Here is a 23,177-nt window from a genome sequence, read left to right as displayed (position 1 = left end):
TGCTGCCCGGAAGGGAGCGTGGGGTCGCGACGCCCCCTCCGACCCGACGCGCCTGCGCGACCCGTGCCTGGCGCCCGCTCCTTCGCCGCCGAGACGCAGCTCAGGGGCGACCGAGGTGGCACCGTCCGGGCCGGCGCGACTCCGGGGCCTCGCGCAACCACGGGAGCGCCGCGCTGTGATCGCTGAACACAGCCGACTGCGACCGCCATCGGCTGGGCCGTCCGAGTGAACTTGCGCGGAGGGGTGCATCACGACCCGGTCTTGTCAGGGGCCGCACGTATGTTCGATTCATGGCCGAGGTGCTGGAGCTGATCGACCGGGCAGCAGGATTGCCGCCCGGCCCGGAACTCGCCACCACCCTGGCCGAACTACCGTGGGAGAAGCTGCCCAACGACCGCCTGGTCGAGGTACTGCAGGCCCGCGACCGCCAGCTCGCCCACGAACACGCCGGGTTCTACGCCGGGCTGGTGGAGATCAGCCACGCGGCCGCGCTGGCCGACCTGCCCGAGAACACCGCCGCCCGGGCCGAGGCCGTTGTGCGCTCGGAAGACCAGTTCGACTGGGCCGCCGGGGAGATCGCCGCCGGGCTGACCTGGACCCGGGCCCGCGCCGAACGCGAGCTCGGGTTCGCCACCACCCTGTGCCAGCGGCTGCCGTGGGTGTTCACCGCGCTCGAGGAGGGTCGGATCGACCTGGCCAAGGCCCGGGTGCTGGTCGACCACCTCGACCCCGGCACCGGGGACCTCACCGACGAGCAGGCCCGGAAGCTGTGCGACCGGTTCCTGCCCCAGGCACCGGGGTGGACCACCGCCCAGCTGCGCGACCGGCTCTACCGGGCCCTGCTGCACCTGAACCCCGCCCTGCGCCGGCGCCGCTACCAGCGCGCCGTGCAAGCCCGCGGCCTGGCGCTCTACCTGGACCCGCACACCGGCACCGCCACCCTGACCGGCACCGGACTACCCGCCGACGAGGCCGCCGCCGCAGCCGCCCGCCTGGACCGGCTGGCCGCCGCCTGCCGGCGGGCCGGACACCCCGGCACCCTGGCCCAGATCAGCACGGACCTGTACCTGGGGATGCTCGACGGCGCCTTCCACGGCCTGACCGAGGCCGAGATCATCGACCGGCTCCTGGCCTGCCCACGCCCGGAAGGCCAGCCCACCGACACCAGCACCGCCGACACCAGCACCGGCGAGTCCGACACCGGTGAGTCCGACACCGGCGAGTCCGACACCGGCGAGGTCGGCGCGGGCGAGTCCGGCTTCGAGGCCGCTGACACCGCGTCCGGCACCGAGGCGAACGTCGACTCGGCCACCGAGATCGACTCGGATGCCGACTCCGACGGCTGCTCCGAAGCGGACGTCCACTCGACCGCCCGCTCCGACTCCGGTCCCGGCGACTCTGCTGACGGTGACCCCACCGGACGTGACACCGGACCCGGACCCGCCACCAGCACCGACCCCGCCACCAAGACCGGCACCGGAACCGGCCCTCGGGCCGGGACCGGCTCGCGCCCTGCCGGCGGACCGTCGACCGGCCCGGCCGGGGACCGGCCCACCGGAGATCGACCGCCCCAGGACCGGGCGGCCACCGACCGGTGGGCGCACGACCGGGTCGCCACCCGCGAAGGCATCGAACTCCGCGTCGGACTCGGCACCCTGGCCGGCCGCGACGACCGCCCCGGCGACATCCCCGGCCTCGGCCCGATCACCGCCCACACCGCCCGCATCGCCGCCACCACCCAACGCCGCGGCGCCCGCTGGATCTTCGCCATCACCGACCCGGACGGCTACCTGCTGCTGGCCGGGCCGTTGCGCCGCCGCCCCCGCACCCGCGTCCCGAACGACCGGAACGGCCCGAAACCACCGGGCGCGCCGCAGACACCGAGGACTCCGGACACACCGGACACACCGGGTGCGCCGGGTGCGCCGGGTGCGCCGGGTATGCCGGGCACGCCGAACCGCTCCAACTCGCCGAACCCGCCCGGCGCCCCGCCCGGTGCGCCGCCGGTGCGCGGCGGAGTCGTCGAACTCCACATCAGCCTCGACGAACTCGACCGCTACGCCACCGACCCCCAACTGGCCGACTGGCACCCACTGCTCGCCGAGATCGCCCACGCCTGGGCCGACCGCGACACCCGGCACGCCCGACTCGACGCCGACCCCACCGCCCGATTCGCCCGCGGACCACTGGCCACCCACATCCACGTCCGCGACCGCACCTGCATCGGCCCCGGCTGCACCCGCCCGGCCCGACGCTCCGAACTCGACCACACCACCGACCACGACCACGGCGGACCCACCGTGCCGGCCAACATCGGACCCTGCTGCGGCCGCCACCACACCGACAAACACCGCGGCTGGACCCTGACCCAACCCCAACCCGCCCGGTTCTGCTGGACCAGCCCCCTGGGACGCACCTACCGCACCCGCGGCGAACCCGTCCGCCCCGACCTCCCCGACCCCGAGCCGACCGCGCCCGAGTCGCAGGAGCACGAGCAGCCGGGCGAGCAGAGCGCCGCCGAAGTCGACCGGGACCTGCGGAAGCACGACACACCGCTGCTGCGGCGCCCGGCGACCAACCCGCCCCTGCCACCACCACCGAAACCGCAAACGAAGCCGGACGACGAGCCGCCACCGTTCTGACCTCGACAGCCGTCACCACCGGCACGCCGGACCGCGCCGGCACTCGCCGACACCCCCCGGTCGGCGAGCGCCACGCGACCGCACGACCGGCCGCGGGCCCCCACGATCGAAAGGAACCAGGGACGTGAACAGCTCACCGATGAGCCGTCCTGGCCCGCCCGCCGACCGCACGCCTGCACAGTGGCGGGGCCGTGGCGGGCGTCAGACCGCGGTCTCGTCTCCGGTGTCCCCGCCGCCGTGGCGGACCGGGCAGGCCGGGAACGTCCCCAGTTCACGGACGTCGTAGCCCTCCGGATAGCTGCGGATGCTCGGCGACGCCGGCAGCGAGAACGGCTCGGTCCGCACCGGCATCCGCCGCACGACCGCCGCCCGTGCCCGCAACATCGCGTCCGCCAGCGCCCGGACCGGCCGCGGCGGGACCCGGTAGCCGAGCGCGTCGAGCAGGTGCTCGTCCATCAGGGCGAGCAGGAACTCCCGGCTCACCGCCTTCGGCGCCCGATGGTTCGGCGGGAACGTGGTCGCCAGGTCCAGTGTGGCGTCGGCGACCGCGCGCCCGCCCGGCTCGTAGCCGAAGTGCCGGGCCTCGTAGGAGTCGAGCAGCTCGCAGAACTCCTGCCAGGTCGCCGGGATCCCGCGGATCCCCATGTGCCCGCCGAGCTGCCGGTAGTAGTTGGCGGTGGCGACCCGCTCGACCTCGGTGTGCGGCCGCCATCCCCACCGGTCCACCCAGCGCAGCGGGGTCGCCACGAACGTGGCGAGGACGTAGCGCATGTCGTCGTTCGCGATGTCGTAGGACCGGTGCATCTGGTTCATCCGGCGGATCGCCGCCCGGCCCTCGACGTGCTCGAAGCCGTGCACGAGCACCGCGTCGAGGATCAGTCCCGTGTCGTCGTACCGCTTCTGGGTGCGCCGGGTGAACTCGCCGGTCTCCGCGAGCAGCCGCCCGATCGACGGCACCGCGTAGGTCCGGAACAGCGCCAGCGACAGCGCCTGCTGGATGTCCCACGGGAACTCCAGGCCGGCGAGGGCCCGGTAGATCTCGACGTAGGACGTCTCCGGGTCCATCGCGGCGAGCTCGTCACGCCGGTCGTACCGGCCGGCCGGGGTGCGCAGCACGGTGCCCTCCTCAACCCGCGGCCGCCGCCGCGAGGACGCGCTGGTCCTCGGCGTGGAACCGCTCCTCCAGCTGCTCGGGCTCGGCGTCGGCGTCGATCGCGCGCAGGTCCGCACCCCGGGCCGACTCGATCGCGCCCAGCCGCCGCCCGAGCTTGTCCATCGCGTACTCGGCGAGCTCGTTCAGGTCGATCCCGAACGGCACCTGCCCCTCCGGCCAGCGGTCGATCGTGCCGGTCACGACCCCCATCGCAGGCACCATCAGCTCCTGCATCCGGCCGTCGACGACGTCCCACAGGGCGTCGTCGGCGGCGACGTGCCGGCGGCAGGTGAAGGTGCCCCAGGCCATGTGCCGGCGTTCGTCGTCGCCGATGTGCTTGATGACCTGCTGCATGCCGGGGAGGATGCCGCGCTCGGCGCAGATCTTGTGCCAGGCGAAGTAGCCGGTGAGCGCGAGCGTGCCCTCGACGATGTGGTTGTAGGTCACCGACGCCCGGATCTGGTTGGCCGGGCCGGGGTCGTCGGCCAGTGCGTACAGGCTCTCCGGCAGCGCCCGGGTGAAGATCTCCAGGTAGTGCTCGTTGTGCTCGATGTAGGAGTGGAGGTCGCCGGTCATCCCGACGGCGTCGAACCACAGCCGGAACGCCTGGGTGTGCTTGGCCTCCTCGTAGACGAACTGGGTCAGGTACATCTCGTCGGCGAGCCGGCCCTCGGCGGCCATCGCCGCCACGAACGGCTGCAGGTCCTGGGTCACCGACTCCTCGCCGGCCAGGAACTGGGCGGCCAGCGCGCAGGTCTGCCAGCGTTCGTCGTCGGTCATCGCCGCGAAGTCCGCCGCGTCCTGCGTGAAGTCGATCGACGCCGGATCCCAGTGCTTCGCGTTGCCCTTCCGGAACAGCCGCATCGGGAACGAGTCGGCGCGGAGCCGGCCCGCGGAGAGCGAGGCGAACCCGTCCCTCCTGCCGTGTTCGATGGTGCGCGTGCTGGTCGTGCTCACCGTGCGGCCCCCTTGCCGTCGCCGTGCGCTACCGGTAGCGGATCAGACCCCTGATGTTGCGCCCGGCGCGCATGTCCGCGTAACCGTCGTTGACCTGATCGAGCGAGTACTCCTTGGTGATCAGCTCACGGAGCTTGAGCCGGCCGAGGTTGTGCATCTCCAGCAACCGCGGCACGTCGTGCTGCGCGGCCGAGCTGCCGAACAGCGCGCCCCGGACCTGCTTCTCGTAGAGCGTGAGGTCGAGCAGCGACAGCGACGCCGTCTCCTCCTCGGCCCGCGCCAGCGCGGTCACGACCACCCGGCCGCGCTTGCCCACCAGCTGCAGTGCCGGCTGCAGGTCCTGCCCCATCGCGACGCCGGTGCAGAGGATCGCGGCGTCGGCCAGCTGGCCGCGGGTCAGCTCGCTGGTGATCTCCCAGGCCTCGTCGACGCTCGCGGCGACGTGCGTGGCCCCGAGCTCCAGGGCCCGCTCCCGCTTGAGCTCGACCGGGTCGACGGCCACGACGTAGCGGCAGCCCGCCGCCCGGGCGCCCTGCACGGCGTTCGCGCCGATCCCACCGACCCCGATCACCACGCACGAGTCCCCGGCCCGCAGGTCGGCGGTGCGCACCGCCGATCCGAAGCCGGTCGTGACCCCGCACCCGACCAGCGCGGCCAGGTCCAGCGGGAACCCCTCGTCGATCTTCACGACGGACCTCACCGGGACGACGGTGTGCTCGGCGAACGTCCCGAGCAGGCACATCTGCCCGATCTCGACGCCGCCCGAGCCGCGGAACCGGTAGGTTCCGTCGAGTTGCGGGCCGAGAGTGGCACCCGCGCCGTCGTTGCACAGGTTCGGCAGGCCCTTGGCGCAGTACGGGCACCGGCCGCAGGACGGCAGGAACGTCATCACCACCGGGTCGCCGACCGCCACCTCGGTGACGCCCGGGCCGACCTCGACCACGCGTCCGGCGCCCTCGTGGCCGCCGACCATCGGCAGCACGGCCGGCAGGTCGCCGGTGACGAGGTGTTCGTCGGAGTGGCACAGCCCGGAGGCCGTCAGCTCCACCATCACCTCCCCGGCGTTCGGGGAGTCGAGCTCGACCTCCTCGACCTCCCACTTACCGCCCGGTTCCCACAGCACCGCTGCCGTCGTCCGCATGGCGCAGCATCATGGTCGGCCTGCGCCGCCCGGCACACCCGCCGCCCGCGCCAGGCCTGGCCCCCGGGTGCCACGGCCGGTCAGGCCGGTGGCACCGGAAGGGTCAGCCGGGCGGTGAGCCCGCCGCCGTCGCGCGGGAGCAGGGTGAGCTCGCCGTCCATCGCCGAGACCAGTGCCTCGGCGATCCACAGCCCGAGGCCGGCGGTGCCGCGCCGCTCGCCCAGCGCGACACCCTTCGCCGTCACCACGCCCTCCTGGCCGGCGGGCAGGCCCGGCCCCCGGTCGGCGACCTCGGCGGTCAGCGTGCGGCCGTCGTGGGCCAGGTACAGCTCGACGGGCTCGGCGCCGCTGTGCCGGGCAGCGTTCTCGGCGAGGTTGGTGAGCAGTCGCCGCAGCCGCTGCGGGTCGCAGTGCACGGCCGCGTCCGCCGGTTCGACGACGGCCCGGCGCCGGGGCGCGGCGATCCCGGCCGCGTCGAGGACACCCTCGGCGAGATCGGCGAGCGGGACCCGGCGGGGACGGTTGCGGCCGAGCGGGCTGCCGTCGGCGACGGCGAGGTCGGCCAGGCCGTCGAGCATGTCCTGCAGGTGTGCGGCGTGGTCGGCGAGCAGCTTCGACGCGGTCCGGGCCGCGTCCCCGGTGAGCCGCTCGGCCGCCAGGTCGGCGGACAGCGCCGACAGCGACGCCACCGGCGTCCGGAACTCGTGCAGCACCACCCGCGCACCGTCGAGCCGGGCCCGGCTCTCCGACACGATCCGATCGCGCAGCGCCCGCTCGGACAGGTAGCGCTCGTGCTCGCTCTCCGCGCGGGCCCGGGTGGTCGCGATGTCGGCGAGCTGGCGTTCCAGCAGCCGGACCAGCACCCCGACCAGGACGGCGGTCGCGAACAGGAACCCGGTCCACCACACCCCGGACAGCAGCCGGTCGGCCACCCCGACCGCCGGGTCGGTGCCGAGCAGGCCGGCCACGGTGAAGCCGGCGCCGAGCACGACCGCGGCGACCCGGCCGACCCGGGACCCGCCGCGCAGCGCGATCGCGATGACGACCAGCGGCAGCGCCGCCACCATCGGGCTCGCCATCCCGCCGGTGAGGCCGACGGCGACGACAGCGAGCGCGCCGTCCACCCCGGTCAGGACGGCCGGGCGGACCGGCAGCCTGCCCCGCCAGGTCGCCGCCGCGGCCAGGACCAGCGCGTACACCGCGCCGGCGGCGACCAGCACCACCGCGGCGCCGAGCCCGCCCGCCGCGCTCTGCGGGCGCAGCACGAGCAGGACCGCCGCGGCGGCGACCACGGCCAGCCGGATCACGACGGCGGTCCGCTCCTCGGCGGTGCGCTCCGGGAGCTCGTCGCCGGGCCGGACTTCCGGCTCGGCCGGGGTGCTGTGGCTGGTCATCGGGGTGGTCCGTCCTGGCGGGGTCGGGTCGGCGGGCGCCGTCACGGCGTCACACTAGGCTCGGGACCGTGCCGACCGAGCCGCACGTCGTCGTGATCGTCGATGATCACGCCCTGTTCTCCCAGGGGCTCGCGCTGCTGCTCGAGTCCCGGGCCGGGGACACGTTCCGGGTGGCGGGCTCGACGACGGCGGGCGAGGAGGCCGTCGCACTCGTCGGGAAGCACCGGGCCGGGATCGCGATCGTGGACCTGGCACTGCCCCCGCTGGGCGGGGTGGAGACGATCCGCCGGCTCAAGGCGGCCTACCCGGCGACCCGGGTGCTGGCGCTCTCGGGCACCGAGGACCTCGACCTCGCCGCGGCCGCGCTGCGGGCCGGGGCGGACGGCTACCTCGGCAAGTCCGCCGACCCCGAGGTGCTCGTCGCCCCGCTCCTGGCGATCGCGGCCGGGGTGCGGGTGCTGCGGGCCGAGCTGCTGGACGCGCTGCTGTCCGCGTCGGACCGGACCGCCGACGGGCTGCTCGACCGGCTCAACGAGCGCGACATCGAGCTGTGGACGCTGCTGGCCCGCGGGCTGGAGACCGCCGACATCGCCCGGCCGATGCTGGTCAGCGAGCGGACCGCCAAGCGGATGATCGCCTCGCTGCTGCACAAGCTGGGCGCGGCCAACCGGATCGAGGCGGCGGCGCTCGCCGGGCGGTGCGGGCTGCTCGACTAGCCCGACCTGCGCTGTCCCCCGCGGGCCATCGCTGGCCCGGGGTCGGGGTGGGTCCGTGCGGCGCCGGTGGGCAGACTCGCAGCGACCCGCGGGCGCACCGCCGCCCGCCGCACATCTCGCGAGGAGGCGCTGATGGCCGTGTTCGCCGACGAGGCCGAGGTCTACGAGTACCTGGGCGGGGTGTTCCGCATCGGGATGGAGGACCCGGAGCTGGTGTCCGCGCTGCAGCCGTCGGGGGTCGTGTTGCGGATCACCTACACCGATCCGGCCGCGGTCCTCACCGTCGACCTGCCGAACGCCGAGCTGCACACCGGCGCCGGCAACGGGCCGGACCCGAACATCGAGCTGTTCATGAGCGCCGACACCGGCAACCGGTTCTGGCTGGGCAAGGTCGTCCTGCCGGTCGCGCTGGCCAAGGGCGACGTCCGGGCGAAGGGGCCGGTGTCGAAGCTGCTGAAGCTGCTGCCGCTGGCCAAGCAGCTGTTCGGGCCGTACCGGGAGCGGCTGGCCGCCGAGGGTCGCGACGATCTCCTCAAGGCGTGATTCCCGGTTCACCGGATAGGGTCGCCGCACAGGGACTGCACGAGGAGGTGCCGGTGGCACGGGGCAAGGGTCCGCTCGCCGGACTGAAGGTGATCGAGCTGGCCGGGATCGGGCCCGGACCGCACGCGGCGATGATCCTGGGGGATCTCGGCGCGGACGTCGTCCGGGTCGACCGGCCCGGCGGGCTGCGGCTCGGATCCGGCGACGTGCCGGACCCGACGACCCGGGGGCGGCGCACCGTCACCGCCGACCTGAAGGACCCGGCGGGCCGGGAGACCGTGCTGCGCCTCGTCGAGCGGGCCGACGTCCTCCTGGAGGGCTACCGCCCGGGCGTCACCGAGCGGCTCGGCGTCGGCCCGGACGACTGCCACGCCCGCAACCCGCGGCTGGTGTACGGCCGCATGACCGGCTGGGGCCAGGACGGACCGCTGGCAGCGCGCGCCGGGCACGACATCAACTACATCTCGCTGACCGGGGCGCTGCACGCGATCGGCCGGTCCGGGGAGCGGCCGGTGCCGCCGCTGAACCTGGTCGGCGACTTCGGCGGCGGCTCGATGCTGCTGGTCGTCGGCGTGCTGGCAGCACTGTGGGAGGCGCGGTCCTCGGGCGAGGGGCAGGTCGTCGACGCTGCCATGGTCGACGGGGTCAGCATGCTCAACCAGATGTTCTGGGGTTTCCTTGCCCAGGGCGCCTGGACCGACGAGCGCGGCGCCAACCTGCTCGACGGGCACGCGCCGTTCTACGACACCTACGCCTGCGCCGACGGCCGGTACGTGGCCGTCGGGGCGCTGGAGCCGCAGTTCTACGCCCAGCTGATCGCCGGGCTCGGACTGACCGAGGACGAGCTCGGGCCGCAGTACGACCGGGACGGGTGGCCGGCGATGCGGGCGCGGTTCACCGAGGTGTTCGCGTCCAAGCCCCGCGACGAGTGGGCGGAGATCTTCGCCGGCACCGACGCCTGCACCACCCCGGTGCTCTCCTTCGCGGAGGCCCGGGAGAACGCGCACCTGGCCGCGCGGAACACGGTCGTCACCAGCGAGGGCGTCCCGCAGGCCGCGCCGGCGCCGCGGTTCTCGCGGACCCCCGCCGAGACCGCCGGCCGTGCCGGCGGGCCGGAGGACGTCGAGGCCGTGCTCGCCGACTGGTCCTGACCCGCACACGACGACGCCCCCGGTCCGTTCGGGCCGGGGGCGTCGTCGCAGCTGCGGGTCAGGAGGCCAGAACGGCCTCGTCCGCGTCCGGGGCCAGCAGGTTCCGGGTGCGGTTCGGGTCCACCGGGATGCCCGGCCCGGTGTTCGTGGACATGGTGACCTTCTTGACGTACCGGCCCTTGGCGGCCGACGGCTTGAGCCGCAGGATCTCGTCCAGGGCGGCGCCGTAGTTCTCCACCAGCTTCTCGGTGTCGAACGACGCCTTGCCGATGATCAGGTGCAGGTTGGCCTGCTTGTCCACCCGGAAGTTGACCTTGCCACCCTTGATCTCGTTGATCGCCTTGGTGACGTCCGGGGTGACGGTGCCGGTCTTCGGGTTCGGCATCAGGCCACGCGGGCCCAGGATGCGGGCGATCCGGCCGACCTTGGCCATCTGGTCCGGGGTCGCGATCGCGGCGTCGAAGTCGAGCCACCCGCCCTGGATGCGCTCGATCAGGTCCTCGGCGCCGACGGCGTCCGCGCCGGCGGCCTCGGCCTCGGCGGCCTTGTCACCGGTGGCGAAGACGATCACCCGGGCGGTCTTGCCGGTACCGTGCGGCAGGTTCACGGTCCCGCGGACCATCTGGTCCGCCTTGCGGGGGTCGACGCCCAGCCGGAGCGCGACCTCGACGGTCGCGTCGGTGTTCTTGGTGGCGGTCTCCTGGGCCAGCTTCGCCGCGGCCAGCGGCGAGTAGAGGCGGTCCGCGTCGATCTTCGCGGCGGCCTCGCGGTAGGCCTTGCTGCGCTGTGCCATCTGTCCTCGGTCTCCTCGTGAGGTCAGGTCGTGGTGCGAGCCGCGCCCGGCTCTCCCACGCGTACGGAAAGGGAGGTTCTCAGCCCTCGACCTTGATGCCCATCGACCGGGCGGTGCCGGCGATGATCTTGGCGGCCTGGTCGATGTCGTTGGCGTTGAGGTCGGCCATCTTGGTCTCGGCGATCTCGCGGACCTGGGCCTCGGTGACCGAGGCGACCTTGGTCTTGTGCGGCTCGCCGGAGCCCTTGTCGACGCCCGCCGCCTTCAGCAGCAGCTTGGCCGCCGGCGGCGTCTTGAGCTGGAAGTCGAACGACCGGTCCTCGTAGACCGAGATCTCGACCGGCACGACGTTGCCGCGCTGGGCCTCGGTCGCGGCGTTGTACGCCTTGCAGAACTCCATGATGTTGACGCCGTGCTGACCCAGCGCGGGGCCGACCGGCGGGGCCGGCGTCGCGGCGCCGGCCTGGATCTGGAGCTTGATGATCGCGGAGAGCTTCCGCTTCTTGGGGGGCATGTCCTTGTCCTGTCGTGATCGATGTGCGCGCCGCGCGGCCCTGCCTCGCCGCGGACGTTCTCAGCAGGTGCTCAGATCTTCGAGACCTGGTTGAAGCCGAGCTCGACCGGGGTCTCCCGGCCGAAGATCGACACCAGCACCTTGAGCTTCTGGGCGTCGACGTTGACCTCGCTGATGCTCGCGGGGAGCGTCGCGAACGGCCCGTCCATGACGGTGACCGACTCGCCGACCTCGAAGTCGACCTCGACGGTGGGGGCGCCACCGGTGGTGGGGGCGCCGGTCGCCGCCGGCTTGCCCGCCTCGGCCTCCTTCTTGGGGGCCTCGGTCTTGGGCAGCAGGAACTTCACGACCTCGTCGATCGACAGCGGCGACGGCTTGGACGTGGCACCGACGAAGCCGGTCACGCCCGGGGTGTTCCGCACCGCGCCCCAGGACTGGTCGTTCAGCTCCATCCGGACCAGGATGTAGCCGGGCAGCACCTTGCGCTGGACCTTCTTGCGCTGCCCGTTCTTGATCTCGGTGACCTCCTCGGTGGGCACCTCGACCTGGAAGATGTAGTCCTCGACGTCCAGGGTCTGGGCCCGGGTCTCGAGGTTGGACTTCACCTTGTTCTCGTAGCCGGCGTAGGAGTGCACGACGTACCAGTCGCCGGGGGCGCGGCGCAGCGCGGCACGCAGCTCCTCGGCCGGGTCGACGTCCTCCTCGGCCTCGCCGGCCGGGTCGCTGCCGGCGGCCTCGGTCGCGGCGGCCTCCTCGTCGGCGGCAGCCTCGGCGCCGGCGGTGTCCTCGGCCGTCTCGGCGCCGGTGGCGTCCGCGGTGGTCTCGGTGTCGGTCGCCTCGGTGCCCGCGTCGTCGTCCGCGGCCTCGGTGCCGGCCTCCTGGACGGACTGCCCGGGCAGCGTCTCGTCGGCCGCGTCGTCGGCGACGGCGTCGATCACGGCCTCGTCGGCCGCCTCGTCGTACGCGTTGCTGTCGGAGGTCACGTCCTTCTCGCTTCCTATGTCGGTGTCGGTCCTCGCCGGTGGGTCCGGTCCGCCCGCGTCAGTTGCCGAACAGCAGCGCGACGCCCTCGGCGAACGCCGAGTCGAGCAGGAACACCAGGGCCACCATGAACGACACGAAGACCAGGACGGCGATGGTGTACTTCACCATCTGCGAGCGGTTCGGCCAGATCACCTTGCGGAGTTCGGCGACGACCTCGCGCAGGTACCGGGCGAGCCGCCCGAACAGGGAGACCTTCTCCTGTGTGGTGGCGGCCGCACGCGTCGGGGTGGCGCGGCCCTTGGCCGGAGTGCTGCCCGACCGGGAGGCCCGCCGCCCGCGACGGTCGGCCGCGTTGCTCGGGCGCTCCCGCCCGGGCCGCTCCGGCTCGTGTTCGTCGCTCACGCCCTAATGCCCTCCGCACGCGACGGGCGTCCGCCCGTTCTCGGTCACGTCCTCCGGCCGACGGAGAACCATGGCAGGGGTGACAGGACTTGAACCTGCAACCTGCGGTTTTGGAGACCGCTGCTCTGCCAATTGAGCTACACCCCTATGCCCCGACCCGCCCCTGAGGCGGCGGGACGGGCGCGACCGATCATCCGGCGCGCCCGGCTGGATCGAGTGTACGCACCCGCTCCGGCAGGTGCGTACCCCGGGGTCACTACCCGGGAAGGAGGACCTCGGCGCGGGCCCGGCCGAGCACCGTCTTTCCCTCGAACAGGGCCTTGAGGTCGACGACGGCGATCCGCCGGCCACCGTCCTCCCGGACCTCCGCGACGGTCCCGCCGAGCTCCACGGTGGCGCCGGTGTCGTCGTCCGGGACGACGACGGGGCGGGTGAACCGGGTGCCGTAGGAGACGATCGACGCGGGATCGCCGGTCCACGCGGTGAGTACCCGCCCGGCGAGCGCCATCGAGAGCATCCCGTGCGCGATCACGCCGGGCAGCCCGGCGACGCCGGCCACCCGGTCGCTCCAGTGGATCGGGTTGAAGTCACCGGAGGCACCGGCGTAGCGGACGAGGTCCGCCCGCGTGACGTGCACCTCGAACGACGGCAGCGCGTCGCCCTTCTGCACGGCGGCCGCGGACTCCGGGGACAGCCGGCCGCTCACGAGTCCGCACCTGCCGGGCTGACCAGCATGGAGTGCGTGGTGGCGACGGGCTCGCCCGCCGCGTCGGAGACCTCGCAGCGCAAGGTCAGCATGTGGTTGCCTGCGCGGGTGCGGAGCTCGTCGACGTGCAGGACGGTCGTCAGCTCGTCGCCGGCCCGGACCGGGCGGTGGTAGGCGATGCGCTGGTCCCCGTGAACCATCCGGGTGTAGTCCCACCCGAGGTCGGGGTCCTTCAGGAACTCCTCGATCACCGGCATGGTGAAGCAGACCGGGAACGTCGGCGGGGCGACGAGGTCGGGGTGCCCGGCGGCGCGGGCGGCGTCGAGGTCGTGAAACAGCGGATCGCCGTCACCGATGGCGACGGCGAACTCGCGGATCTTCTCGCGACCGACCTGGTACGGCCCGACCGGGTCGAGCGTGTGCCCGACCCAGGACTGGTCGACCACGGCTGCGCTCAGCGGGTCTCGCGGTGGGCCCGGTGGGTGCCGCAGTTCGGGCAGAACTTCTTGATCTCGAGCCGGTCGGGGTCGTTCCGCCGGTTCTTCTTCGTGATGTAGTTGCGGTGCTTGCACTCCTCGCAGGCCAGAGTGATCTTCGGCCGCACATCCGTGGCCTTGGCCATCGCGGGTGCCTCCCAGCAGGGTGTTCGGGTACTGCGCCAGTCTGGTAGCGGTGGCCGGACTTGAACCGACGACACAGCGATTATGAGCCGCTTGCTCTACCGACTGAGCTACACCGCCATGCGGAGACCGCCGGTGAAGACGGGTCTCACAGAGCCCCCTTACGGAATCGAACCGTAGACCTTCTCCTTACCATGGAGACGCTCTGCCGACTGAGCTAAGGGGGCGGCAGCGTCAGGTCGCGGAGCCGTGTCGCGCTCTCCGCTCACCGACCTGCACAACTTTACACACCGGCTCCGAGGGCCCGTCGCGGGGGTCCCCGGAGCCGGGTCGTCGCAGGTCACCCGGCGGGTCACCAGCTGGACTTGTGCACCCCCGGCAGTGCCCCGTCGTGCGCCAGCTCCCGCAGGCGCACCCGGGACACCCCGAACTTCCGCAGATGCCCGCGCGGGCGCCCGTCGACGGAGTCGCGGTTGCGCACCCGGGTGGCGCTCGCGTCACGCGGCTGGCGGCGGAGCTCGGCGGCCGCGGCGGCCTTCTCCTCCGCGGTCGCCGACGGCCGCGCGAGGACGGCCTTCAGCTCGGCGCGCCGCTCGGCGTACCGGGCGACGACCCGCTTGCGCCGCTCGTTCTTGGCGATCTGGCCCGTGGTGGCCATCAGACGCTCCTCCCGGTCCCCCGGATCCGGGCGACCGCCGCGGCCACCCCGATCCGGTCGACGGTCTTGATCCCCTTCGCCGAGAGCCGCAGCGTCACCCAGCGGCCCCCCTCGGCGAGCCAGTAGCGCTTGGACTGCACGTTCGGGTCCCAGCGCCGGCTCGTCCGCCGGTGCGAGTGGGACACGCTCTTCCCGTACGACGGCGCGCGGCCGGTCAGGTCGCAACGGCGGGACACGCGCTCACCGCCCCGCGTGCGGGTAGGGCAGCAGGGCCATCTCCCGCGCGTTGCGGATCGCGACGGCCACCTGCCGCTGCTGCTGGCCGGTCAGGCCGGTGACCCGGCGGGCACGGATCTTGCCGCGGTCCGAGATGAACGTGCGCAGCAGCGCCGCGTCCTTCCAGTCCACGTGTTCGATCCCGCGGGCCTTCAGCGGGTTGGGCTTGCGGCGGGGCGTGCGCACCGCCTTCCGGTTCGCCGGCATCAGCGCTCCTCCCGGAACTCGACGTGCTGACGGATCTTCGGGTCGTACTTGCGCAGGACCAGCCGGTCCGGGTCGTTCCGGCGGTTCTTGCGGGTCACGTAGGTCGTGCCGGTACCGGCCGTCGACCGCAGCTTCACGATCGGCCGGACGTCGGTCGCCTTCGCCACGGAACCCCTCCTTTCGACATGGGAATCGTTATCGTTAGGCTACACCGGACCGTGACCACGTCCGACTCCGGGAGGAAGTCATGACCGAGCTGGTGGTCCTGTGCGGCACCGCGCGCGACGGGGCGGAGCGGACGATCACACGGATGCGGGAGCTCGATCCGGACCTGGTCGTGCTGCACCACGACCTGCACGACCTGGCCCGCGGCCGGGTGCACCGCCGGTACCGCCACGGCGAGCTCGACCGGCGCACCGTGCTCGAGCTGGCGCACGGCTGCGTGAGCTGCACGATCCGGGAGGACGTCCTGCCGACCCTCGCCGCGCTGGCCGGGACGGTGCGCCGGGTCGTGCTGCACCTGGACCCGCGACTCGAGCCCGAGGCGGTCTGCTGGGCGCTCGGATCGGTGCTGTACGAGGCGGACGGGCAGGAGCCGGTCCTGATCACCGACCTCGTGGACCTGCGCGGCGTGGTGACCGTGCTCGACCCGGACACCTGGCTCGACGACGCCACCGGCGACGCGACCCTGCCCGAGCACGGGCTGTCCGCACTGCCCGACGACGAGCGCACCGTGGCCCAGCTCGCCGTGGGACAGGTCGAGTTCGCCGACGTGATCGTGACGACCCGGTCGCTGGGCCCGCCGGACACCGACCGCACGGCCGCCGTCCTGGACCGGCTGGCGCCGACCGCGCCGCGGCTGCTGCCCGCCCGGGCCGATCACCGGCTGTTCTGCGACGGCGTCCCGGCCGCGTCGCGGCGCGGGGTCCCCGGCGGGGTGCACGACCCGTTGCTGCGCGGCACCCCGCCGCTGGAGGCGGCGAGCGGGGTGCGGACACTGCTGTTCTCCGCGCGCAGGCCGTTCCACCCGGACCGGCTGCACGAGGCGATCGACGCGCTGCTCGACGGCGTCGTGCGGGCCCGCGGGCGGATCTGGCTGGCCACCCGGCCGGACGCCGTGCTGTGGCTGGAGAGCGCCGGTGGCGGCATGCGGATCGGGCACGCCGGCGAGTGGCTGGACGGCGCGGACCCGGCGGCCTGGGAGGAGGCCGGCGACGAGCGGCGGGCGCTGGCCGCGCTGGCCTGGCACCCGCGGTGGGGCGACCGGGCGCAGGACCTGGTCGTCCTCTGCCACGCGGCCGACCCGGACGCGATCGACGCCGCGCTGCGCGAGGCCCTGCTGTCCGACGCCGAGATCGCCGCCGGCGAGGACGCCTGGGCCGCGCTACCAGACCCCTTCGGCTGGGCGCACGACGAGCCGTGCACGGACCCCGAACCCGTCCACGGCGATCCCGCCGGGAACGAACGAGAAGGAGAGAGCTGATGGCCGTCCCCAAGCGGCGGATGTCGCGGGCGAACACCCGGCACCGCCGGTCCACGTGGAAGGCGGAGACGCCGGACCTCGTGCCGGTCACCCTGGAGGGCCGCCGGCACCTGGTGCCGCGGAACCTCGTCCCGGCCTACCGCCGCGGGCTGCTGCCGCCGCCCACCTGAGCGCTTCGGCGTGCGGCGCCCCGGTGCGGGATCGTCGCGCTCCCGGCACCCGGCCCCGTCGGCCAGCGCGGTCCGGACGTGCCGGGGGCGCGATCGCGCCACTCACCAGCGGCGACGGGGTCGATCAGCACGATCCCGCCCCGCCGACGGCGAGATCGTGCGCCTCACCGGCGACAGCCGAGTCGATCAGCACGATCCTGCCGGGGCAGGGGCGAACTCGTGCGACTCGCCGACGTGCGGCCGGGGCGACCGGCGCGATCCCGCCGAGGCAGGGCGCACCCGGTGTCCCGCACGGACCGGTGGCGGCCCGGGCGGGCCATGACGTACGCCACCCCGTCTCCCTAAGGTCGGTGGTGCCGCACCACCGCGGCAGGAGGGACGGCGACGATGCCGGACGCGACAACCACCACGATCGACCTCTCCGACCTCGACGGCTTCTGGACGGCCCCGCTCACCCAGCGCGCGGCCGGGTTCGCGGCCCTGCGGGAGTCGCCCGGCATCCCGTTCTACGACCAGCCGCCGTCGCCGGTGCCCGAGCCGGGGGCCGGCTTCTACGCCCTCACCCGCTACGACGAGGTCGTCGAGGCGAGCCGGACCCCGGGCGTCTTCCGGTCCGGTCCGGGCGCCACCTCGGTCGCGGACATGCCGCCCGAGTGGAACGAGTTCTTCGGCTCGATGATCAACACCGACGACCCGCGGCACGCCCGGCTGCGCCGGATCGTCTCCCGCGGCTTCACCCCGCGCCGGCTGGCGGACCTGCAGGACTCGATCGAGCGGACGGCACGCACGATCGTCGGGGACCTGCTGGCCGCCGGGGAGTGCGAGGGCGTCGAGACGGTCTCCGCGCGGCTCCCGCTCGCCACGATCTGCGAGATGATGGGCATTCCGGAGAGCCACCACCGGTTCGTCTACGACCGCACCAACGTCATCCTCGGTGCCTCGGACCCGGAGTACGTGCCGCCGGGGTCCGACATGGTGACGGCACTGCTCACCGCGGCCGGTGAGCTGGCAGCCCTGGTGCGCGAGCTCGGCGAGGCCCGCCGCGCCGAGCCGACCGGCGACGTCGTCTCCGCCCTGGTCAACGCCGAGATCGACGGCGAGCACCTCACCCCCGAGGAGCTGGCGAGCTTCTTCGTGCTGCTCGTCGTCGCCGGGAACGAGACCACCCGCAACGCCACCAGCTGGGGCCTGCAGCTGCTCACCGAGCACCCCGAGCAGCGGGCCGCCTGGCTGGCGGACCCGGACGGGGTGACGGCGTCCGCCGTCGAGGAGATCGTCCGGTGGGCCTCACCGGTGATCTACATGCGCCGGACGCTGTCCGAGCCGGCGGTGCTGGGTGGCACCGAGCTGCCGGCCGGGGCGAAGACGGCGCTGTTCTACTGGTCGGCGAACCGCGATCCGGAACGGTTCGCCGACCCCGAGGCGTTCGACGTCCGCCGCTCCCCCAACCCGCACCTCGGGTTCGGCGGGCCGGGGCCGCACTTCTGCCTCGGCGCGCACCTCGCCCGCCGCCAGCTGTCCGCCCTGTTCACCGAGCTGCTGCGGCGCGCGCCACGGGTCGCGACCACCGGCGAGCCCCGGCGGCTGCGGTCGATGTTCATCAACGGGATCACCCGGCTGCCGCTCACCGCCGACGGCGGCCCGGGGGTGCTCGCATGATCTCCCGTTCCCCCGTGCCCGCCCTGGACGTCCCGGACCTGCCGGCGACCGCGCAGCTTCGCGGTGCGGCGGCCGCCTTCGGGAACGCGCCGATGCTGCACCAGTCCGGGCACGAGCTGTCGTTCACCGGGCTGCTGGGCCGGGCGTCGGCGTTCGCCCACGCCCTGCACGCCGACGGGATCGGCCGCGGCGACGTCGTCGCGCTGCACCTGCCGAACTGCCCCCAGTACGCCGTCGCGTACTGGGGCACGCTCCTGGCCGGGGCCACGGTCACCCCGGCGAACCCGCTGCTCGGCGCCGACGACCTGGGAGCCCAGCTGGCCGACGCCGGCGCTGCCACCGTCGTCACCTGGGCGCCGGTGCTGCCGGCGGTGCGCGCCGCACGGCCGGCGACCTCGCTGAAGCGGGTGCTCGTCACCGGCCCCGGTGCCGAGCCGGGCGCCACGGACGTCACCGAGCTGGGGGCCTTCGTCGACGGCCGGCCGCAGGAGCCGCCGGGCACCGACCTGGAGCTCGATCCGGCGACCGCGCTGGCCCACCTGGCCTACACCGGCGGCACGACGGGGCGGTCGAAGGGCGTGCTGGTCAGCCACCGGAACCTGCTCACCAACGCGCTGCAGGCGGCGTGCTGGGGCACCGGGGCGCGGCCGGCGGTCCGGGACACCCCGCACGGTCCCGGCGTGGTACTGGCCGATCCGGGCCCGCCCGAGGACTACCCGACGCCGCTCGGCACGGGCCGCATCATCGGCCTCTCCCCCTGGTTCCACGCGATGGGCACGGTCGGTGGGCTCAACATGCCGCTGCTCGCCGGCACGATGACGATCGTCCACGGCCGGTTCGACCCGCGGGCCTACCTGGAGGACGCCACCCGGTTCGGCGTCACCACGATGTCCGGGGCGCCGCCGGTGTTCGCGGCGCTGCTCGCGCACCGGGATGCGGCCGGGGACCTGTCCACGGTCCGGTCGCTGAGCTCGGGGGCCGCGCCGCTGCCCCACGAGGTGATCCACGGCTTGCGGGAGTGGCTGGGTGCGGACCTCGTCATCGCCGAGGGGTACGGGCTGACCGAGGTCACGATGGCCGCGACCCTCGGCCCCGCCGCCCGGTCCGCGGTGCGCAAGCCGGGCACCGTGGGGCTGCCGGTCGCCGGCACCGAGATCCGGATCTCCGGACCGGACGGCGCGGAGCTCGGCCCGGGAGCCGAGGGCGAGGTGTGGATCCGCGGGCCGCAGGTCACCGGCGGCTACCGGAACCGGCCCGCCGAGACCGCGGCCGCGTTCGACGGCGACGGGTGGCTGCACACCGGCGACGTCGGCGTCCTCGACGAGGACGGCTACCTGCGGATCGTCGACCGGCTCAAGGACATGCTGCTGTACAAGGGCTACAACGTGTACCCGCGGGACCTGGAGGAACGGCTGCTGGCCCTGCCCGGGGTGACGGGCGCGGCCGTCGTCGGCCGGCCGTCCGGGGTGGACGGGGAGCGTCCGGTCGCGTTCCTCACCGGCGTCACCGAGGACGCCGCCCGGGCCGCGGTGGACGGGCTGAACGCGCAGCTCCTGCCATACCAGCGCGTACGCGAGGTGCACGTGATCGAGGAGATCCCGGTCTCCGCGGCGGGGAAGGTGCTCAAGCGGGACCTGCGCGAGCGCCTCGCGGACCTTCCGGGGGTGGCCGCATCGGAGTGACGGACGGTCACACCGTGTGATCCACCGCTCGGCGTACGGGTGGTTCCGTCAGCCTCACGGGTGGAGTAGCCACTCCGACGATTGGCGGAACCGGTGACCGGATAACAGGGTGAGCGCCCGACACGACACGACGGGCATGAGCAGGAACCGGCGGCGCGCACCGGGTCCGAAGAGCCCCCGTCCCGACCCCGGAGAGAGCGTGGTGATCGTCATGTCCGCGCCCGTCGTCCGCATCCCGAGCCCGCGCCGCCCCCTCGGTCCGACCGCCCGGGACGGCGCGTCCGTGCCGACCCCGCGCGTCACAACCGAGGGCCGGCACCGCATGGCCCCGCCCCGTTCGGACGAGCCCGGTTCCGCCGGCCGACCGGCTGCGGCGGCCGGACGGCACCGCCGGCCGGCGCCGCCGTGCACGCCGTTCACGCGGACGTTCACCGTCCTCGCCCGGGCCGGCAGCCTGACGACGCTGGCGGCGATGGCCGTGCTGGCCACCGCCGTCGCCGGGCTGGCCGACGGCACCGCGCCGACCGGGGCGGCCGCCGGGGTCGGGATCAGCAGCCTGCACCGGTGACGGTCAGGCGGCGTCCGTCCGGGAGGTCTGCTCCGGGGACGGCTGCGCCTTCAGCACGTGGTCGACCAGCTCCATGACCAGGCGGTTCCCGCCCAGCCGGTAGCCGAACTCCTCCCAGGTCAGCAGCTCCCGGGAGACCAGCTCGCCGACCGGGCCCGGGTAGAGCCGGGTCGCCCGGAACGCGGCAGCCCGCATCCGCATCTTCTCGTGGTGCTCCATGGGCGCCGGTGCGCTCATGCCCTCACCTCCGCGATAGGGGACGTGACTCCGGCGCGCTCGCTCCGCGCTGAGTGCCCGCCTGCTACCCATGGTGAGGGACACGGACACATTCGCGTCCGGAAGTGCGGAGAGTCTCATCGGGACGGGGCGCCGGATCGGCCGGCGGCTACGGTGGGCACCATGGCGGACCGCACGCGTGACCTGCTCTGGTCGGACGTCGAGACCATCCACGACCAGATCCTCGCCCACCCCTTCGTCACCGGGCTGACCGACGGCTCCCTGCCGCACGAGGTGTTCCGGCACTACATCGTCCAGGACGCGCACTACCTGCGCGGCTACGCGAAGGCGCTCACGGTGTGCGCGGCGAAGGCCCCCACCGACGACGACACGCTCATGTTCGCCGAGCACGCCGCCGGGGCCATCGCCGCCGAGCGCGAGATGCACGCGGACCTGCTCGGCGGGCTCGGCCTCACCTCGGAGCAGGCGCGGACGCTGCCGGTGGCCCCGGCGACCCGCGCCTACGTCAGCTACCTGCTCGCGGCGGCGTACGGCGGCTCCTACGCCGAGGGCGTCGCGGCGGTGCTTCCCTGCTACTGGATCTACGCGAAGGTCGGCGAGCACCTGGTCGGTGCCGGCTCGCCGGACCCGCTCTACCAGCGCTGGATCGACATGTACGCGGGCGAGGAGTTCCAGACCGTCGTCGACGCCGTGCTCGATGCGACCGACCGGATCGGCGCGGTCGCGTCCGAGACCGAGCTCGCCCTGATGCGCGAGCACTTCACGACGACCTCGCGCTACGAGTGGATGTTCTGGGACGGCGCCTACCGGCAGGAGGGTTGGCCCGTGGGCTCGTGAGTGGTTGCGAGGGCTGGAGCCCTCGCAACCACTCACGGGCGCTACCGCGCGTCGTACCGGTCCGGGATCACCAGGTGCAGGAAGAACGAGACGATCCCGACGATGATCGCGCCCCAGAACGCGGCCCAGAAGCCGTCCACGGTGAACGGCAGGTTCAGCAGCCCGGACAGCCAGCCGGTCAGCAGGAACATCAGCGCGTTCACCACGAGGGCGAACAGCCCGAGGGTCAGGATGTAGAGCGGGCACCCGACGAGCGCGACGACCGGCTTGACCACCGCGTTCACCACGCCGAACAGGAGCGCGACGACGAGCAGCGTCCCGATCCGGGTGCCGGTCGCGCCGCTCTGCAGCTCGATCCCGCTCACGAGCACGGTCGCCACCCACAGCGCGGCCGCGACGACGAGCGTGCGGACGGCGAAGGCGAGCACCGGGCCGGCCTGGTTCATCGATCGATCACCGCCTGCTGGACGAGCGTCTGGAGCTGGGACCGGATGGGGTAGGTGCTCGAGGGGACGAGCTGGGTGAAGAACAGGGCGACGATGTCGTCGACCGGGTCCACCCAGAACGCGGTGGACGCCAGGCCGCCCCAGGCGAAGGTGCCCTCGTTCCCGAGCCCCTTGGTCGCGGCCCCGTCGATGACCACCGAGAAGCCGAGCCCGAAGCCGACCCCGGCGAACGCGGACTCGGCGAAGATCGGACGCCCGATCGTGTCCAGGTCCGCGCCGCCGGGCAGGTGGTTGCGGGTGGCCCGGGCGAGCGTGCGCGGCCCGAGGATGCGGACGCCGTCGAGCTCGCCGCCGCGGGCCAGCATCCGGGCGAAACGCAGGTAGTCACCGGCCGTGGACAGCAGCCCGCCGCCGCCGGACAGGTAGGTCGGCTCGGCCGTCGCGCCCCGGGCCAGCACCTTGTTGAGCACGAGGCCGCCGTCCGGGCGGGCGTTGTAGAGGGCGGCCAGCCGCCCGGCCTCCGGCGAGTCCGGCGGCACGGAGAACGTCGTGTCGGTCATGCCGAGCGGGCCGGTGATCTCCTCGCGGAAGAACTCGTCGAGCCGCCGTCCGGATGCGACCTCCACGACCCGGCCGAGGACGTCGGTGGCGACCGAGTAGTTCCACTCGGTGCCCGGCTGGAACAGCAGCGGGAACGACGCGAACCGGTCGACCGCCGTCTGCAGGTCCGTCCCGGCCGGCGCGCCGAACTCGTAGCCCTTCGCCCGGTACATCTCGTCGACCGGGTGCGCGTGGTGGAAGCCGTAGGTGAGCCCGGCGGTGTGGGTGAGCAGGTGGTGGATCCGGACCGGCTCGACGGCCGCGTCGGTCCCCGGGTTCAGGGCCGATCCGCCGCGGTAGACGCGCTGCTCGGCGAACGCCGGGATGTAGCGGGAGACCGGGTCGGTGAGCTCCAGCGCCCCGCGCTCCCACAGCATCAGCGTCGCGACCGAGGTGATCGGCTTGGTCATCGAGTAGATGCGCCAGATCGTGTCGTCGGTGACCGGCAACCCGGCCTCGACGTCGCGCAGGCCGTGGTGCGAGAGGTGGACGAGCCGGTCGTCGCGGGCCACCGCGACCGTCCAGCCGGGGAGCTTGCCCTCGTCGACGTAGCGCTGGAAGTGGCTGTCGATCCGGCGCAGCCGGGCCGGGTCGAGACCGACCTCGGCGGGGTCCGCTTCGATCTTCGGAACCGTCAC

The 23,177-nt window shown here is 73.7% G+C and carries 28 protein-coding genes and 3 tRNA genes; 10 read left to right on the top strand and 21 right to left on the bottom strand.

Annotated features, from left to right (window positions below; all coding sequences use genetic code 11):
- Nucleotides 1–290: 290 nt before the first annotated feature.
- Nucleotides 291–2,642, top strand: a complete 2,352-nt coding sequence (locus H7X46_RS01260; protein ID WP_186357648.1) for an HNH endonuclease signature motif containing protein — start codon at nt 291–293, stop codon at nt 2,640–2,642.
- A 201-nt stretch (nt 2,643–2,843) separates the two neighbouring features.
- Here the strand turns inward: H7X46_RS01260 and H7X46_RS01255 are convergent, their stop codons facing one another.
- The 4 genes from H7X46_RS01255 to H7X46_RS01240 all read right to left on the bottom strand — a co-directional run bounded on the left by H7X46_RS01255 (nt 2,844) and on the right by H7X46_RS01240 (nt 7,287).
- Nucleotides 2,844–3,758 (bottom strand): oxygenase MpaB family protein, encoded by a 915-nt coding sequence (locus H7X46_RS01255; protein WP_370588555.1) that lies wholly within the window; start codon nt 3,756–3,758, stop codon nt 2,844–2,846.
- Between the two features lie 10 nt (nt 3,759–3,768).
- Nucleotides 3,769–4,752, bottom strand: coding sequence for a R2-like ligand-binding oxidase (locus H7X46_RS01250; RefSeq protein WP_186357647.1), 984 nt, complete (start codon nt 4,750–4,752; stop codon nt 3,769–3,771).
- 28 nt (nt 4,753–4,780) lie between these two features.
- The gene (locus tag H7X46_RS01245; protein WP_186357646.1) at nt 4,781–5,893 is read right to left on the bottom strand and encodes an NDMA-dependent alcohol dehydrogenase; all 1,113 of its coding nucleotides are present in this window, start codon (nt 5,891–5,893) and stop codon (nt 4,781–4,783) included.
- Between the two features lie 80 nt (nt 5,894–5,973).
- A complete protein-coding gene (locus tag H7X46_RS01240; protein WP_186357645.1) occupies nt 5,974–7,287 on the bottom strand; it encodes a sensor histidine kinase KdpD in 1,314 nt (437 codons plus the stop codon).
- A gap of 68 nt (nt 7,288–7,355) precedes the next feature.
- Between H7X46_RS01240 and H7X46_RS01235 the strand changes: the two genes are divergently transcribed.
- The 3 genes from H7X46_RS01235 to H7X46_RS01225 all read left to right on the top strand — a co-directional run bounded on the left by H7X46_RS01235 (nt 7,356) and on the right by H7X46_RS01225 (nt 9,697).
- Complete coding sequence (locus tag H7X46_RS01235) at nt 7,356–8,003, top strand: response regulator transcription factor (protein WP_186357644.1); 648 nt, start codon at nt 7,356–7,358, stop codon at nt 8,001–8,003.
- A gap of 132 nt (nt 8,004–8,135) precedes the next feature.
- On the top strand, nt 8,136–8,546 hold the full coding sequence (locus H7X46_RS01230; protein WP_186357643.1) for a sterol carrier protein: 411 nt from the start codon (nt 8,136–8,138) through the stop codon (nt 8,544–8,546).
- 53 nt (nt 8,547–8,599) lie between these two features.
- Nucleotides 8,600–9,697, top strand: coding sequence for a CaiB/BaiF CoA-transferase family protein (locus tag H7X46_RS01225; protein WP_186357642.1), 1,098 nt, complete (start codon nt 8,600–8,602; stop codon nt 9,695–9,697).
- Nucleotides 9,698–9,755: 58 nt separating this feature from the next.
- Here the strand turns inward: H7X46_RS01225 and rplA are convergent, their stop codons facing one another.
- The 14 genes from rplA to rpmG (H7X46_RS01155) form a co-directional block, all read right to left on the bottom strand.
- Nucleotides 9,756–10,490, bottom strand: coding sequence for a 50S ribosomal protein L1 (gene rplA / locus H7X46_RS01220; RefSeq protein WP_186357641.1), 735 nt, complete (start codon nt 10,488–10,490; stop codon nt 9,756–9,758).
- Between the two features lie 79 nt (nt 10,491–10,569).
- Entirely contained in the window at nt 10,570–11,004 is a 435-nt protein-coding gene (gene rplK / locus H7X46_RS01215; RefSeq protein ID WP_186357640.1) for a 50S ribosomal protein L11, read from the bottom strand.
- Between the two features lie 71 nt (nt 11,005–11,075).
- On the bottom strand, nt 11,076–11,987 hold the full coding sequence (gene nusG, locus H7X46_RS01210) for a transcription termination/antitermination protein NusG (protein WP_370588554.1): 912 nt from the start codon (nt 11,985–11,987) through the stop codon (nt 11,076–11,078).
- 58 nt (nt 11,988–12,045) lie between these two features.
- Entirely contained in the window at nt 12,046–12,390 is a 345-nt protein-coding gene (secE, locus tag H7X46_RS01205; RefSeq protein ID WP_186357639.1) for a preprotein translocase subunit SecE, read from the bottom strand.
- Nucleotides 12,391–12,461: 71 nt separating this feature from the next.
- Nucleotides 12,462–12,537 (bottom strand) — tRNA-Trp (locus H7X46_RS01200).
- Between the two features lie 109 nt (nt 12,538–12,646).
- Nucleotides 12,647–13,096, bottom strand: a complete 450-nt coding sequence (locus H7X46_RS01195; protein ID WP_186357638.1) for a MaoC/PaaZ C-terminal domain-containing protein — start codon at nt 13,094–13,096, stop codon at nt 12,647–12,649.
- On the bottom strand, nt 13,093–13,542 hold the full coding sequence (locus H7X46_RS01190) for a MaoC family dehydratase N-terminal domain-containing protein (RefSeq protein WP_186357637.1): 450 nt from the start codon (nt 13,540–13,542) through the stop codon (nt 13,093–13,095). The genes H7X46_RS01195 and H7X46_RS01190 overlap by 4 nt, the downstream gene beginning before the upstream one ends.
- A gap of 8 nt (nt 13,543–13,550) precedes the next feature.
- Complete coding sequence (rpmG, locus tag H7X46_RS01185) at nt 13,551–13,718, bottom strand: 50S ribosomal protein L33 (RefSeq protein ID WP_020623293.1); 168 nt, start codon at nt 13,716–13,718, stop codon at nt 13,551–13,553.
- Between the two features lie 42 nt (nt 13,719–13,760).
- A tRNA-Met gene (locus H7X46_RS01180) sits at nt 13,761–13,836 on the bottom strand.
- Nucleotides 13,837–13,870: 34 nt separating this feature from the next.
- Nucleotides 13,871–13,943 (bottom strand) — tRNA-Thr (locus H7X46_RS01175).
- Between the two features lie 125 nt (nt 13,944–14,068).
- Nucleotides 14,069–14,374, bottom strand: coding sequence for a 30S ribosomal protein S14 (gene rpsN, locus H7X46_RS01170; RefSeq protein WP_186357636.1), 306 nt, complete (start codon nt 14,372–14,374; stop codon nt 14,069–14,071).
- Nucleotides 14,374–14,610, bottom strand: coding sequence for a 50S ribosomal protein L28 (gene rpmB / locus H7X46_RS01165; protein WP_186357635.1), 237 nt, complete (start codon nt 14,608–14,610; stop codon nt 14,374–14,376). The genes rpsN and rpmB overlap by 1 nt, the downstream gene beginning before the upstream one ends.
- A gap of 4 nt (nt 14,611–14,614) precedes the next feature.
- Complete coding sequence (gene rpsR / locus H7X46_RS01160) at nt 14,615–14,857, bottom strand: 30S ribosomal protein S18 (protein WP_186357634.1); 243 nt, start codon at nt 14,855–14,857, stop codon at nt 14,615–14,617.
- Nucleotides 14,857–15,024: a 50S ribosomal protein L33 gene (gene rpmG / locus H7X46_RS01155; RefSeq protein WP_186357633.1), complete on the bottom strand. Its 168-nt coding sequence runs from the start codon at nt 15,022–15,024 to the stop codon at nt 14,857–14,859. The genes rpsR and rpmG (H7X46_RS01155) overlap by 1 nt, the downstream gene beginning before the upstream one ends.
- An 80-nt stretch (nt 15,025–15,104) precedes the next feature.
- On the opposite strand from rpmG (H7X46_RS01155), the gene mrf reads away from it, so the two are divergent.
- The 5 genes from mrf (at nt 15,105) to H7X46_RS01130 (ending at nt 20,419) form a co-directional block, all read left to right on the top strand.
- Nucleotides 15,105–16,340 (top strand): ribosome hibernation factor-recruiting GTPase MRF, encoded by a 1,236-nt coding sequence (gene mrf, locus H7X46_RS01150; RefSeq protein WP_186357632.1) that lies wholly within the window; start codon nt 15,105–15,107, stop codon nt 16,338–16,340.
- Nucleotides 16,340–16,510, top strand: coding sequence for a 50S ribosomal protein L32 (rpmF, locus tag H7X46_RS01145; RefSeq protein WP_186357631.1), 171 nt, complete (start codon nt 16,340–16,342; stop codon nt 16,508–16,510). The genes mrf and rpmF overlap by 1 nt, the downstream gene beginning before the upstream one ends.
- A 387-nt stretch (nt 16,511–16,897) precedes the next feature.
- Entirely contained in the window at nt 16,898–18,169 is a 1,272-nt protein-coding gene (locus H7X46_RS01140) for a cytochrome P450 (protein WP_186357630.1), read from the top strand.
- Nucleotides 18,166–19,851, top strand: a complete 1,686-nt coding sequence (locus H7X46_RS01135; RefSeq protein ID WP_186357629.1) for a class I adenylate-forming enzyme family protein — start codon at nt 18,166–18,168, stop codon at nt 19,849–19,851. The genes H7X46_RS01140 and H7X46_RS01135 overlap by 4 nt, the downstream gene beginning before the upstream one ends.
- Before the next feature lie 211 nt (nt 19,852–20,062).
- The gene (locus tag H7X46_RS01130; RefSeq protein ID WP_186357628.1) at nt 20,063–20,419 is read left to right on the top strand and encodes a hypothetical protein; all 357 of its coding nucleotides are present in this window, start codon (nt 20,063–20,065) and stop codon (nt 20,417–20,419) included.
- A gap of 3 nt (nt 20,420–20,422) precedes the next feature.
- Here the strand turns inward: H7X46_RS01130 and H7X46_RS01125 are convergent, their stop codons facing one another.
- Nucleotides 20,423–20,656: a hypothetical protein gene (locus H7X46_RS01125; protein ID WP_255426062.1), complete on the bottom strand. Its 234-nt coding sequence runs from the start codon at nt 20,654–20,656 to the stop codon at nt 20,423–20,425.
- Between the two features lie 162 nt (nt 20,657–20,818).
- Between H7X46_RS01125 and tenA the strand changes: the two genes are divergently transcribed.
- Nucleotides 20,819–21,493: a thiaminase II gene (gene tenA / locus H7X46_RS01120; protein ID WP_186357627.1), complete on the top strand. Its 675-nt coding sequence runs from the start codon at nt 20,819–20,821 to the stop codon at nt 21,491–21,493.
- Between the two features lie 41 nt (nt 21,494–21,534).
- Here the strand turns inward: tenA and H7X46_RS01115 are convergent, their stop codons facing one another.
- Entirely contained in the window at nt 21,535–21,939 is a 405-nt protein-coding gene (locus tag H7X46_RS01115; protein WP_186357626.1) for a phage holin family protein, read from the bottom strand.
- Entirely contained in the window at nt 21,936–23,177 is a 1,242-nt protein-coding gene (locus tag H7X46_RS01110) for a serine hydrolase domain-containing protein (RefSeq protein ID WP_186357625.1), read from the bottom strand. Before H7X46_RS01110 ends, H7X46_RS01115 begins: the two co-directional genes overlap by 4 nt.

The organism is Pseudonocardia sp. C8 (assembly GCF_014267175.1).
Classification (GTDB): domain Bacteria; phylum Actinomycetota; class Actinomycetes; order Mycobacteriales; family Pseudonocardiaceae; genus Pseudonocardia.
The sequence above is the reverse complement of the archived record's forward strand: the minus strand, read 5'-3'. Positions and strand labels throughout refer to the sequence as shown.

Excerpts from the sequence above, each read along its gene's own strand:
- rpmG (WP_020623293.1), bottom strand. The coding sequence starts at position 13,718 with ATGGCCAAGGCCACGGATGTGCGGCCGAAGATCACTCTGGCCTGCGAG.
- H7X46_RS01240 (WP_186357645.1), bottom strand. The coding sequence starts at position 7,287 with ATGACCAGCCACAGCACCCCGGCCGAGCCGGAAGTCCGGCCCGGCGAC.
- H7X46_RS01260 (WP_186357648.1), top strand. The coding sequence starts at position 291 with ATGGCCGAGGTGCTGGAGCTGATCGACCGGGCAGCAGGATTGCCGCCC.
- H7X46_RS01115 (WP_186357626.1), bottom strand. The coding sequence starts at position 21,939 with ATGAACCAGGCCGGCCCGGTGCTCGCCTTCGCCGTCCGCACGCTCGTC.
- H7X46_RS01140 (WP_186357630.1), top strand. The coding sequence starts at position 16,898 with ATGCCGGACGCGACAACCACCACGATCGACCTCTCCGACCTCGACGGC.
- rplA (WP_186357641.1), bottom strand. The coding sequence starts at position 10,490 with ATGGCACAGCGCAGCAAGGCCTACCGCGAGGCCGCCGCGAAGATCGAC.
- rpsN (WP_186357636.1), bottom strand. The coding sequence starts at position 14,374 with ATGGCCACCACGGGCCAGATCGCCAAGAACGAGCGGCGCAAGCGGGTC.
- H7X46_RS01125 (WP_255426062.1), bottom strand. The coding sequence starts at position 20,656 with ATGAGCGCACCGGCGCCCATGGAGCACCACGAGAAGATGCGGATGCGG.
- tenA (WP_186357627.1), top strand. The coding sequence starts at position 20,819 with ATGGCGGACCGCACGCGTGACCTGCTCTGGTCGGACGTCGAGACCATC.
- rpsR (WP_186357634.1), bottom strand. The coding sequence starts at position 14,857 with ATGCCGGCGAACCGGAAGGCGGTGCGCACGCCCCGCCGCAAGCCCAAC.
- H7X46_RS01130 (WP_186357628.1), top strand. The coding sequence starts at position 20,063 with ATGTCCGCGCCCGTCGTCCGCATCCCGAGCCCGCGCCGCCCCCTCGGT.
- rplK (WP_186357640.1), bottom strand. The coding sequence starts at position 11,004 with ATGCCCCCCAAGAAGCGGAAGCTCTCCGCGATCATCAAGCTCCAGATC.
- H7X46_RS01135 (WP_186357629.1), top strand. The coding sequence starts at position 18,166 with ATGATCTCCCGTTCCCCCGTGCCCGCCCTGGACGTCCCGGACCTGCCG.
- H7X46_RS01230 (WP_186357643.1), top strand. The coding sequence starts at position 8,136 with ATGGCCGTGTTCGCCGACGAGGCCGAGGTCTACGAGTACCTGGGCGGG.
- rpmF (WP_186357631.1), top strand. The coding sequence starts at position 16,340 with ATGGCCGTCCCCAAGCGGCGGATGTCGCGGGCGAACACCCGGCACCGC.
- mrf (WP_186357632.1), top strand. The coding sequence starts at position 15,105 with ATGACCGAGCTGGTGGTCCTGTGCGGCACCGCGCGCGACGGGGCGGAG.
- H7X46_RS01245 (WP_186357646.1), bottom strand. The coding sequence starts at position 5,893 with ATGCGGACGACGGCAGCGGTGCTGTGGGAACCGGGCGGTAAGTGGGAG.